The 11,588-nt window shown below is 51.6% G+C and carries 8 protein-coding genes; 5 read left to right on the forward strand and 3 right to left on the reverse strand.

All coding sequences use genetic code 11. From position 1 onward, the window contains the following. Positions 1-86 precede the first annotated feature (86 nt). The 5 genes from S7335_RS23630 (at position 87) to S7335_RS23650 (ending at position 6,975) form a co-directional block, all read left to right on the forward strand. On the forward strand, positions 87-1,571 hold the full coding sequence (locus S7335_RS23630) for a class I SAM-dependent DNA methyltransferase (RefSeq protein ID WP_006458593.1): 1,485 nt from the start codon (positions 87-89) through the stop codon (positions 1,569-1,571). After that, positions 1,568-2,797: a restriction endonuclease subunit S gene (locus S7335_RS26440; RefSeq protein ID WP_006458532.1), complete on the forward strand. Its 1,230-nt coding sequence runs from the start codon at positions 1,568-1,570 to the stop codon at positions 2,795-2,797. Before S7335_RS23630 ends, S7335_RS26440 begins: the two co-directional genes overlap by 4 nt. Before the next feature lie 95 nt (positions 2,798-2,892). Next, positions 2,893-3,147 carry a hypothetical protein gene (locus tag S7335_RS23640; protein WP_006458620.1) on the forward strand — a complete coding sequence of 85 codons (255 nt, stop codon included), beginning with the start codon at positions 2,893-2,895 and terminating at the stop codon, positions 3,145-3,147. After that, complete coding sequence (locus S7335_RS23645; protein WP_006458615.1) at positions 3,144-3,488, forward strand: type II toxin-antitoxin system RelE/ParE family toxin; 345 nt, start codon at positions 3,144-3,146, stop codon at positions 3,486-3,488. Before S7335_RS23640 ends, S7335_RS23645 begins: the two co-directional genes overlap by 4 nt. A 73-nt stretch (positions 3,489-3,561) precedes the next feature. Beyond that, entirely contained in the window at positions 3,562-6,975 is a 3,414-nt protein-coding gene (locus S7335_RS23650) for a DEAD/DEAH box helicase family protein (protein ID WP_006458510.1), read from the forward strand. Between the two features lie 75 nt (positions 6,976-7,050). On the opposite strand, the gene S7335_RS23655 is transcribed toward S7335_RS23650, so the two are convergent. Genes S7335_RS23655 through S7335_RS23665 form a run of 3 tightly spaced genes read right to left on the reverse strand, consistent with a single transcriptional unit; the run spans position 7,051 to position 11,580 of the window. After that, the gene (locus S7335_RS23655) at positions 7,051-9,081 is read right to left on the reverse strand and encodes a hypothetical protein (protein WP_006458634.1); all 2,031 of its coding nucleotides are present in this window, start codon (positions 9,079-9,081) and stop codon (positions 7,051-7,053) included. Between the two features lie 18 nt (positions 9,082-9,099). Further along, a complete protein-coding gene (locus tag S7335_RS23660) occupies positions 9,100-10,950 on the reverse strand; it encodes a type IV secretory system conjugative DNA transfer family protein (RefSeq protein WP_006458591.1) in 1,851 nt (616 codons plus the stop codon). 9 nt (positions 10,951-10,959) lie between these two features. Further along, positions 10,960-11,580: a hypothetical protein gene (locus S7335_RS23665; protein WP_006458553.1), complete on the reverse strand. Its 621-nt coding sequence runs from the start codon at positions 11,578-11,580 to the stop codon at positions 10,960-10,962. Positions 11,581-11,588 lie beyond the last annotated feature (8 nt).

Consider the following 11,588-nt stretch of genomic DNA (forward strand, 5'->3'; position numbering starts at 1 on the left):
TACGGTAGGAAGCGGCGTCTATCAATGACAAGATGCTGTAGCCGCTTGATTGTCTGCGTTCAATCGTTATCTAGGGAGCCTGATTCATGATCACAGGGGAATTAAAGTCGAAGGTCGATCACCTGTGGACGACTTTTTGGAATAACGGCATCAGTAATCCGCTGTCAGTGATTGAGCAGATTTCCTATCTGCTGTTTATCAAGCGGCTGGATGACTTGGAGGTGACGAAGGAGAGTAAGGCACGGCGATTGGGCCGCTCGGTTGAGCAGCCGACGTTTGCTGAGGATGAACAGGAATGCCGCTGGTCGTACTTTAAGAACTTGGACGACTCGGATAAGAAGCTTGAGATTGTGCGCGACCAGGCATTTCCGTTTATCAAGCAGCTCGGGGGTGAGGCGGCAGATAGTCCTTATGCGCGGCACATGCAGGACGCGGTGTTTTTGATTAGCTCGGCGGCGCTGCTCGATAGCGTGGTGACTCAGATTGACCAGATTCCGATGGAAGATCGGGATACGAAGGGCGATTTGTATGAGTATATGCTCTCGAAGCTGAGTACGGCGGGGACGAACGGGCAGTTTCGGACGCCGCGCCACATTATCAAGCTGATGGTGGCGCTGATGGCCCCGGGGCCGAATGAGATTATTTGCGATCCGGCCTGTGGGACGGGGGGCTTTTTGATTGGGGCGGCGGAGTATGTGCGCGACTTAAAAGATGGTGAGGGGAATGACGTGCTGAATGCGCCGGGGAATCTGGCGCATTTTAATGACGGCATGTTTCACGGGTTTGACTTTGATGCGACGATGCTGCGGATTGGCAGTATGAACCTGATGCTGCACGGCATCGAGCAGCCTGCGATTGAGGCGAGGGATTCGCTATCGGAGGATCATGCGGGGGTGGAGGAAGCGTTTACGATGATTCTGGCGAATCCGCCGTTTAAGGGCTCGGTGGAGAAATCGACGATTGCGAAGGATTTAGCGAAGGCAATTTCGACGAAGAAGACGGAGCTGTTGTTTATGGCTTTGTTTTTGCGGCTGCTGAAGAAGGGCGGACGGGCAGCGGTGATTGTGCCAGATGGGGTGCTGTTTGGTAGCAGCAAGGCACACAAGGGTTTGCGGAAGCTGCTGGTAGAAGCGCACAAGTTAGACGGGGTGATTTCGATGCCGTCGGGGGTGTTTAAGCCTTATGCAGGGGTGTCTACGGCGATTTTGATGTTTACGAAGGTGGGTGTAGAAAGTGGGGGGAGTGATTTTGTTTGGTTTTATGACATGGCGGCGGATGGGCTGAGCTTGGATGATAAGCGTCAGCCGATAGAAGAGAATGATATTCCAGATATTTTGGCGCGGTGGCAGAGCCGGGATGTAGAGAAGGATGTAGACCGGAAGGGAAAGGCGTTTTTTGTGCCGAGGGAGGAGATTGCGGAGAACGGGTATGACCTTTCGATCAATCGGTATAAGGAGATTGAGTATGAGGAGGTGGTATACGAGCCGCCGAAGGTGATTATTGGGAAGTTAAGAGCGCTGGAAGATGAGATTCGGGTGGATTTGGATGAGTTGGAGGGGATGTTGAAATGAATTTACCTCACGACTGGAAGCTAGTTTCTCTATCAGAGATAGCTTCTTCTGAAAAAGGAGCTATTCGCCGCGGCCCCTTTGGAGGCTCTCTTAAAAAGTCTATGTTTGTTGAAAGCGGCTTCAAGGTATATGAACAACAAAATGCTATTAGAGACGACTTTCAAATCGGACACTATTTTATTAATGACGAAAAATATAAGGAAATGGAAGGCTTTAGCGTTAAGCCTAGAGATCTGATTATTAGCTGTGCCGGAACGATAGGACGAATTGCCATAGTGCCTGATAGTGCGGAGCCTGGCGTCATAAACCAAGCTCTCATGAGAATCCGACCAGACACAAATGTCATTCTAGTACGCTATCTAAAGTGGTTGCTTGAGTCTCCTACGTACCAAAGAGATATCTTTGGAAAAAGTGCGGGCAGTGCGCTCAAAAATCTTGCGGCTATTGGTGAAATCAAAAAATGCAAAATTCCCCTTCCCCCAATCAAGGAGCAACGTCGGATTGCGGCAATTTTGGATAAAGCGGATGCAGTGCGGCGGAAACGGAAGGAGGCGATCGCACTCACCGAAGACCTACTACGCTCAGTATTCCTTGACTTTATGGAAAGCGTTTCAAACGATTGCAGAAAAGTAAGCTTTAAAGACGTTACTCTTGAGAGCCGAAATTCTTTTGTCAATGGCCCTTTCGGAAGTAATCTTCTAACCAGCGAATTGCAGTCAGAAGGAGTACCTGTAATCTATATCCGAGATATTCGAGAGGGTGTATATAATAGGGTGAGTCAAGCTTTTGTAACAAAGGAAAAAGCAAAAGAATTAGCTGCTTGTAATGTTTTCCCTGGGGATGTACTAATTGCTAAAGTAGGCGATCCGCCTGGTACAGCAGCTATTTATCCATTGTCTTCTCCGAATGGCATCGTGACTCAAGATGTTGTCCGTATGCGCTTAGATTTAGAAAATGCTACGCCTGAGTTTATAGCCGCATATATTAACTCGCAAATTGGGAAGCACACTCTTAAACCCATTATTGTCGAGGCCACTCGCTCTAGATTTCCACTTGGCGCTTTTAAAAATCTTGTGGTCACACTTCCCCCACTAGAAGATCAGCAGCGATTTAGTAAGCAATACAAGAAAATTCGACACATTCAGAATTTTCTACATTGCACATGCGAGCAGGAGAATAATCTCTTCCATTCCCTTCTCCAGCGCGCCTTCCGAGGTGACCTCTAGCCCATGTCCGCTCGCAACAGCAACGAACATCAACACCCATACAAGAACCATCCTTTCAAGCTCGCTAGAATAGACTCACCGCCAACCGCATAGCCATGTCTATCACCCTCGACCTCCCGCCTAGAATTGAAACCCTGCTTCGGCAACGCGCCGAAACCACCGGACAAGACATCGGCCAAATCGCGCTCGCCGTTCTTTCCTGGGGCCTCAGCCTTGACGACGAAGACTTCTTTGAAACCCTGAACGGCATTCAACGTGGTCTAGACGACTTCGAGCAAGGCAAATCCTCTAGCCTTGAGGACTTCATTGCCGAACAAAACCGAAAATACGGTCTTGCCCTAGAGTCATGACCTACCGCGTTGACCTATCTAGCGTGGCAAAAGCAGAAGCCGATGCAGCATTTCTCAGCTTCTCCCAATACACCACCCCCGAGCAGGCTCAGCGCTGGTATCAAGGACTGATCAAAGCCATCAGCACACTAGGAAAGATGCCTCGCCGCTGTCCCATTGCCCGCGAAAACGCATTCTTCAGCCAGGAGATTCGTCAACTGCTCTACGGCAAAGGACAACACACCTATCGCATTCTCTTTACCGTGCTAGACGAGCAACACATCCCTACCGTGCGAATTTTGCACATTCGGAACGCTGCCCAGCAAACGCTAGGAGAATCCGAAGATAAACCTCAACCCTAAGCTTGCTGTCTCCTGATCACGACAGGGCAAGCTTGTAGGGCATACCATTAGATCGAATCTTCCCCCTCCCCTTATGCCCTCCAACTTCGACTTCCTAAAGCCCGCCTTCCCCAAGCTCTACGGCCACGCTTTGGAAGCCGAACGCCTCGCACTCACCTCGCCCCGTGCCTGCTGCTTCTACACCCGCTTCGCCCTAGAGCAAACTGTACTGTGGCTCTACGAAAACGACCCCTACCTGCGCTTTCCCTACGACAATAAGCTCAGCACCCTAATCCACGAACAAACCTTCAAAGACAACCTAAAACCCGGCCTCTTTCCAAAGATTCGTACCATCCAAAAGATGGGCAACACAGCCGTTCATCGCTCCACCGCCATCAGCGAAAGAGACGCCCGTCGCCTAGTTGAAGAACTGTTTCATATCCTCTACTGGCTGTGCCGCGCCTACGGCCCCAACGGTAAAACGCTTGCCCCCCTAACCTTCAACCCTAACCTCATCCCGCAACCCGATAACGCAGCGGCAGATCTATCCAGCCAGCAGCTACAGCAGCTAGAGCGTCAGCTTTCCCAAGCCCAGCGCATGCAGCAAATCGAAGCCGATAGACGCCAGAAAACAGAAGCCGAGCTAGAAGCCACCAAAGCCGAAATCACCGCGCTCAAACAGCAAAACGCCGCTGCCCCCGACACTCACGACTACAACGAAGCCGACACCCGCCGTTACCTAATCGATATCCTACTCGGTGAAGCCGGATGGGACATCACCGCACCCGACTTCACCGAGTACAAAGTCACCGGGATGCCGACTACCAAAAGCACCGATACCGGCAACGGCAGAGTTGACTATGTACTGTGGGGCGACAACGGCACACCCCTCGCCCTAATCGAAGCCAAACGCACCAGCCGCGACGCCACTCAAGGTAAACATCAAGCCAAACTCTACGCCGACTGCTTAGAAGCACAGTTCAATCAACGTCCCGTCATCTTCTACACCAACGGCTATCAAACCTGGCTATGGGACGACCAGCAATATCCCCCACGCGAGATCCAAGGCTTCCTCAAAAAAGAAGAGCTAGAGCGGCTAATCTTTCGCCGTCAAAACCGCCTACCGCTCACGCAAGTCAGCGTCAAACCCGAAATCGTTAACCGCAGCTACCAACAAGAAGCGATCCGCCAAGTCACCGAACACTTTGAGCAACACAAGGCCCGTAAAGCACTCCTCGTGATGGCCACCGGCACCGGCAAGACAAGGACAGCGATCGCGCTGATAGACGTGCTCAAAACGGCAAACTGGGCCAAGCGCGTTCTCTTTCTAGCAGATCGCACCGCCCTGCTCACCCAAGCGTACCGAGCCTTCAAAACCCATCTGCCTAGCGTCACGCCGATCAACCTCACCGAAAACAAGAACAGCCAGCAGATAGAAAGCGCCAACGTTGTTCTTTCTACCTACGGCACCATGCTCAATGCCATTAACCGCACCGGCAGCGAGCAACGCTTCTTTGGCCCCGGCTACTTTGACCTGATCGTCGTCGATGAAGCCCACCGCTCGATCTACAACAAATACGGCGCCGTATTTGAATACTTTGACGGCCTCCTAGTTGGCCTAACCGCCACCCCGAGAGCCGAACTTGATCGAGACACCTATCGAATCTTTGAGCTACAGCAAGGCGTTCCGACCTTTGCCTACGAGCTAGACAACGCCGTCGAAGACGGTTACCTAGTGCCCCCGGTCGGCGTCAACGTGCCGTTCAAGTTTCTACGCAACGGCGTCAAGTACCAAGACCTGAGCCCTGAAGAAAAGCTCGAATACGAAGAGAAGTTTCGCGATGAAGAAACAGGCGAAGTGCCAGACCAGGTAAACGCCGCTGCGATCAACAAGTGGCTATTCAACACAGATACCGTAGACCAGGCGCTACAGCTGCTGATGGAGCGAGGTCTAAAAGTAGAAGGCGGTGACCAGCTCGGAAAAACAATTGTGTTTGCCCGCACCCATGAGCATGCCGAATTTATCGTTAGTCGCTTTGACTTGAACTACCCCCACCTCAAAGGCCAGTTCGCCCAGGTAATCGATAGCCATAATGCCTACGCCCAAAGCCTGCTAGATAACTTCTCAGAAGTAGAGAAAGCGCCGACGATCGCTGTTTCAGTAGACATGCTCGATACCGGCGTAGACGTACCCGAAGTCGTCAATCTCGTCTTCTTCAAGCCAGTCTACTCACGGGTCAAGTTCAACCAGATGATTGGTCGCGGTACCCGGCTGTGTGAAGACCTTTTTGGGCCTGGGCAGGACAAAGAATGCTTCTTGGTTTTTGACCTATGCAGTAACTTCGATTACTTCAGTCAGGAGATAGAAGAGAAAAGTCAGCCGTTGCCAGAGAGTCTAACTAGCCGGTTGATTAAACACCGTCTGCAACTCAGCGAGCTACTCAAGCAGGCGGAAGGCGAACAAGCCGCGCCTGAGCTAAGAACAGCACTGCTCGATAGTCTGCACCAACACGTTGCGACGATGGCCCCAGAGAATGTTCTAGTCCGACGGCACTTGCAACAGGTTGAAACCTTTTCCGAGCGCGATCGTTGGGAGACACTCAGCACCGAAGACATCGAAACCGTGGCGGAGCATCTAGCCGACCTCCCAAACGGCAACCCCCGCGAGAATCGGCTAGCCAAGGAATTTGACCTACTGTGCCTGAAATTACAGCTCGCCATCCTAGCGCGACAGAATACGTTTGAGCGATTGCGCGACCAGGTGCGCGACACTCTCGCCGCGCTAGAGCAAAAGCGCGATATCCCCATGGTCAAAGCGCAGCTGCCACTCATTACCGAAGCGCAGGCCGAAACCTGGTGGGAAGCCGTCACGCCCAAGATGGTAGAGTCTCTGCGGCTGAATCTACGAGAGCTGATTCAATTCATCGATCGGCAGGCGCAGCAGACGGTGTATACCGATTTTGCCGATCAGATGGGTGATGTCACCTTAGTTGACGTCCCGACTTATCAGACTGGCTTTAGTCCTTATCAGTATCGTAAGAAAGTTGAAAGCTACATCAGAGCTAATGAAGACCACGTTGCGATCGCCAAGCTCAAACGAAACTTACCGCTGACTGAAACTGACCTAGAGTCGCTAGAGACCATGCTGTTTGCAGCGGAGGAGATTGAGAGTCGAGAACGCTTTGAGCAGGTGTATGGTACTGACCGCAGCCTCAAGCTATTCATTCGGCAGCTAGTTGGCTTAGACCGTAATGCGGCCAAGGATGCGTTTTCTCAGTACCTAGTCGGCAGCACCTTCAGCGCAGGGCAGATTCGATTTGTAGAGACCATCATCGACTATCTGACGCAGAACGGCGTGATGAACCCTGGGCTGCTGTACGAACAACCCTTTACCAATATCCATAGCGGTGGCCTAGATGGGGTCTTTGCTGATGCGGAGGCTGACGCGATTGTGGCGATCGTCCGCTCCTTCAACGAGACGGTAGATATGCAGTACGGTGTCAGTTAGCGCTCGATATCACTTCCGTTTTATCGCTAATTTTGAGCAGTCCTGCGATGAAGCCCCCAAATTGTTGATGTTGCATCACATTTCCATACCTTGACCCTTCGACTTACTACGGACTTTCCGCTTGCCTGTTATGTTTTTAGTTGACGGCTTAGTTTGCTTTGACTGAGCAACTTTCTTGCTAGCGGACTTTTCTCGCTTCTGGTCTGTAGCTTGTCCCTTCTCAGCCTTCTTCCCAGACTGATTGCTTTGTTTTTCCTCCTTGATTTCTTCCTGCACCTCTTTGACGACACCTTTACCGTACTGGCTAGCGTCAGCTGATTGCTGCGCGGTGGGACTATTCTTAGAGATCGCCTTACCGATATGCTCAGGGTTGTAGCCTGCTTTTAGCGCACTATGGACGATGGCCTTATCTGTCTTGTTGGTCTGCCCTGAACTAGCCTGAGTCTGTTTCCAGATGACATCGGGAGCTTGCTTCGAGAAGCTATCGGTTGCTTGTGCCTTCTCGACCGTTCGAGCACCATAGGTATCGGGGCCGCGCAAGCTCTTTGCGTGAGGGCTGTTCTGCGCGATCACCGCTTTGACTTCGACAGGTGAGTAGCCTGCTTCTAGCGCTCTACTGGCGATCGCCATATCGTTGGTCCTCACATCCTTTTTCGCCATCGTTGCAAAGACACCACTTGCCTTAGACTCACTGAACTGGTTGTAGATCGCCTTGGAATCAAGCTTCGGCTGAGCTACTTGCGGTTGTTCGCTCTGTGGACTGACGGCAGCGGGTGTCGGTGACTGAAGTGCTGTAGCAGAAGGTTGTGGCTGTGCGACTGTTGCCTTTGTTGGCGCAGTCGTCTGGTCTCTGGCCTGTTCAGCGCGTGAGATTACCCTGTCAGCATAGTTAGAAGCCTTTTGTGCCTCCATACTGTTAGCTTCAGGGCTGTTACGTAGAATAGAGTCTTTTACTTCTGCTGTTGTTGCCCCAGTGGAAAGGGCATTGTAGGCAAAGTGGGCATCGTTCAGGACGGCGTTGTCTTCATAGTTCACTTCAGGCCGGAGCTGCTTTCCCTGCTCGGTAGGACTATGTTGTTGCCATAGCGATTCTGACTGCGCGGTTGTAGCTTCATTGCTAGGCGTACTTTGAACGGAGCTAGCTTCAGTCGTCTGCTGTTGCGCCTCGGGCTTTGGAGCAGACTGTTCTGCTTGGATCTGTGGTGTTGGCTGTGGTGATGCCTGCTGACTCGCTTCAGGCGAACGGTTGACGACAGGCTTACTCTCAGTTGACTGTGATGACTGTTCTGGTGAAGTGTTCTGTGCCTGTTTCACCTCCGAAAGTGCTTGAGCATGTGCTTGTCTAACGGCTTTGGAACGATTCGCCCCATTGCCTCTAGCTAGCTGGTCCGCTGCTTTTGCTGCTAGCTCAGGTGAAACGCCGTTCTTCTCATAGACACCCTGATACATCTCTTTGAGCAACTGATGCTGACGAATCTCCTGATGGGCTTGCTTAACTGCTGCTCCATCGGCAGCACCAAGGGCTTGATCAACTACTTCGCGGCTTGCGGCCTTTGCCGTTTTAGGGCTAGCTCCCTCTTTTTCGTAGGCTTTTTGTTGGTCTAGTAGCAAGGCTGCTTTCGCAACCGGATTGTCTTTGGGCGCAGCTTCAATTTGTTTTGCAGGTGCATCTAGTTGGTTGATTACCTGCGCTTTCGCTTCGGCAGTTTGGCCTTTAATACCCAGCTGTGTTTCTAACTGGTCGGTTCTATCGAGTGCCTGTCGTCTCTCTGCCATCGGCTTTGAACGATCTGCTGCAGTCTTCACCACCGTACGGTACTCTTGTGCTTGCTGTGCCCGTTGCACTACCTGAGCTTCCGCTTGCCGAACGGCCTCACTATCTTTCGCACCGAAACCTGCTGCCATATCCGCAGCGGCAGACTTAGCGGTCTTATCATCGACCCCTTTATCGCGATAGGCACGATAGAAATCTTTGTATAGCTTGGTATCTTCGGGCCGCTGCTGCTGTTGCTTCTGTAGTGTGAGTCGGATAGCAGCTTCGGCTATCTCACGGGCTTTGTTAGCAGCAGCAGTTTCCGCTTCTTGAACAGAACTGTGGTCGGCCATCTCTCATTCTCCTAATTGCTAGTTGAGTACAGCGGCTAGTGCCATGACTTCATTCATTCGTGCATCGTCAACGTCTTCGGTAGCAGGAGCAGGTGCTTTCGCAGCTATCTCTTCGATTACTTCTTTTGCTTCGACTGCTTCTTCAGCGACTGCATCAGCAGTCGGTTGTGCTTCCCTTTCCGTCGCGTCTGCTTCTGTCTCATCGGTTACTGGGGGCAGCAAGACTTCTACTTGTTCTCTACGTTCGAGCAACGCTTGCTCAACGTCACTGATGTAGTCGGCATCCTGCTTTCGCCGCTCGGTTAGTCGTTGCTGACTTTTGCTATCCCACACCTGACCTGCGATCGCCTGCTGCTTAATGTGTGCGTGGTTGAGTTTGGGTCTTGCCAGTATCGGGATAGATGCTTGCTCACCCGCTTGGGTTTGATAGCCAGGGGCGAACATGACAAACTTACCTTTGCCGAAGCGGTTTATCTCATCCGGTGAGAGGAGCGGTCCCTTCTGTCGGTGCTGGTTACGAGTTGGCTTGATCAGCAGTGCGCCGCTGCGACTCCAGGTATGATGAATGCGATCGCATTCACCAATCCGAGCGGAGACTTCTTTGGCCGTATCTACGTTGTTCGGGTTGAAAAATAGCGTATTACGACAGCCAGTCATGATAGAAGTTGCCATATCTTTGCCGTAGGTTTCTCGCATCTGAGAAAGCGACTGAACGCCAAGGAAAGCAACTAGACCAGCCGAGCGTAATAGGTTGACATACTGGGCGATCTTCGGCAGATACAGTAGCGGTAGCTCATCTAGAAACAGTCCCAAGATGTTCTTTCTCGGCTCGGAGAAGTTGTGCGCGATCAGCAGCTCGATCATCGCTGCAATCAGCGGCAATACCGCATCTTGCGTTTCTTCATCCACCTGCAAGAACAGAATCTGCTTGCCATCCATCTTCAGCGGCACGGTAGACGGGCCACAGAACGACGGCACTAGGTCAGCTGTGATAAAGCGCTCGAAGATACTTTGAGCGGTGACAATCATGCCAACTAGCTGCTTCTCACTCTCTTCAGACGAGACCATCTGGCCGAACTGTTTGAGTGTCCAAGCAGGTGCATTGCCACTCTCCATCAGTCCTTTGATGCGCCCAACCAGGTCAGGTCGATTGATAATCTCGCTAACGGTCATCAGATCTGACTGTGGCAGTAGTTTGCTGAGCATGATGCCTGCTTGCACAATACCGATGCCCGTCCGCTGGAAGAAGTCACCCTGGCCGCTCTTATTCGGATTGAAGCCAGCTGTGTTCTTTTCTAGAATGTTGGCAAGATGCAGCGACCGAGAAGCATCTATCGGAGAACGGATGAACTCAAGCGGGTTGAGACAGTCGGAGTAGTCCTTCCCCGGCGCGATCACACCCACGTTATAGCCCGCTCTACCTGCGAGTGGTGCGAACCGCCGCGTGATGCTATCCTCACGGCTTCCTTTGGCATCGAAGACGATCGCAGGTAGTCCTCGGTCGATGATTTCCATTAGGCCAGGGTCACCGACCGTTGCTGACTTACCTGAACCAGGTGCGCCGACAAACAGAACTGATTCGTTCGCATAGGGAATAGCCACATCGCCTAACCGAAGCGACATCTCTAGTCCGCCTGTGTTCCGTTGTTTCTTCGCTAGCTGTCGCGCTCTGGCTTTCTCAGCTCTACTAGCGAAGCGGCCCGTGCCCAGCTTTTGCTTCTTCGGTGCCGTGGCGATACGAGCAAAGCTAAGTCCACCCGCTAGCGCCATCATTAGCATTAACGTAGCGGCAGAGGCGACAGGATGGTCGTCGATAGCGGTTTCAACAAGCTCTGAGGGGTCTACCAGGGAGATATATTGGTGTTTCAAGTTAACTCCTCAGCTTCCAGAACCATAAGGTTGAGTTTCTTGATATTCAATAACTTCGTAGAGTTCACTAGGAATATCTATTCCTAGTTTTTTCCATGTCTCGACATCTATAGAAGAAAATTGCGATAGCTGACCGCCGCTCAGTCCATCTGGCTGTACGGCCTCTAATAACCCATTGCGGTAGGCTTCTAGCCCACCTACGTAATCTATGTTGTAGCGGATAGTTTCAAGCGACAGTTCTTCAGCGACTTCTCTTGGAACATATTCATAGGGAACCTCGCTATATCGAGAGTCATTCGCTAACCCGCAACCAGTTCCAATTAGGGTTGTTGTTCGCTCAACCACTCTTCCATCAATATCCATCCGCCAAACTTGATAGGTTTTGTACTCTACGGTACTTTCAGCGATTAGAACTAAGTTCGACGCGTCTTCTGGTTGACACATTGCCCCCAACTCGGCTGAACTCATCTGTGAACGATCAGAGACTAGCGTGGCATTTCCTGATACCAGCGCAGTAGGATAGTTAGCTTCTAGGCTGCTGAGCACTTTATTAAATGCACCAATAACGACGACTAAAGAAAACGTAACTAAGCCAATAGCGATGTTCTTCTTGACGCTGCGAATACGCATGATAGAGT

It is taken from the genome of Synechococcus sp. PCC 7335 (assembly GCF_000155595.1).
In the GTDB taxonomy this organism is placed as follows: Bacteria; Cyanobacteriota; Cyanobacteriia; order Phormidesmidales; family Phormidesmidaceae; genus Phormidesmis.